Source organism: Pseudoalteromonas sp. 5Ae-yellow (assembly GCF_014077565.1).
Taxonomy (GTDB): domain Bacteria; phylum Pseudomonadota; class Gammaproteobacteria; order Enterobacterales; family Alteromonadaceae; genus Pseudoalteromonas.
Window position 1 is genome coordinate 1 of sequence record NZ_JACGWD010000166.1, and the last position, 649, is coordinate 649.

Sequence of the window (649 nt, forward strand, 5' to 3'; positions counted from 1 at the left end):
AGTCTCAAGTGCTTTTTACTAGCTTGACTAGGCTTATCGCAAGTTAATACGTCCTTCATCGCCTCCAACTGCCAAGGCATCCACCGTGTACGCTTAGTCACTTAACCATACAACCCAAACGGGTCTTGCTTGGTCTTTGTTACTTATGCTGCCTTGCTATCAATTTTTGCTTGGTTACATAACACGTTATGCGCCCAGCGACAAAAATATCAGCGGCGTTGCCTAAGCATCAAATCCACGTCGCAATACTAAACAATAAAGTTTAGTCATACGTTAGTGACAGTTTAACTTCGCCAGAAGTTAATATTGAATACTAAAGTAGATACCAATCAACAAACGTAAACGTTCATTAAATGGCACTGAATGATACTGCTATCATTCTTTTTTACTTTTGAAAACTCTGTACAAATACACTGTATTCATACGAATTTTATTATCAGCTTTTCCAAATTTTTAAAGAGCATATTAATTAGTTATCCCAAAGGGATACGCACTAATTAACAATCATCTGTGTGGACACTTCGAACAAATAAGTTCTAAATCGTATAAGGAGGTGATCCAGCCCCAGGTTCCCCTAGGGCTACCTTGTTACGACTTCACCCCAGTCATGAATCACTCCGTGGTAAACGTCCTCCCGAGGGTTAGACTA

Annotated in this window: 2 rRNA genes; both read right to left on the reverse strand. The window is 39.6% G+C overall.

The window, feature by feature from the left end:
* Positions 1 to 107: ribosomal RNA gene (locus H4J63_RS19810) — 23S ribosomal RNA — on the reverse strand; the annotation flags it as partial.
* A gap of 439 nt (positions 108 to 546) precedes the next feature.
* Positions 547 to 649: ribosomal RNA gene (locus tag H4J63_RS19815) — 16S ribosomal RNA — on the reverse strand; the annotation flags it as partial.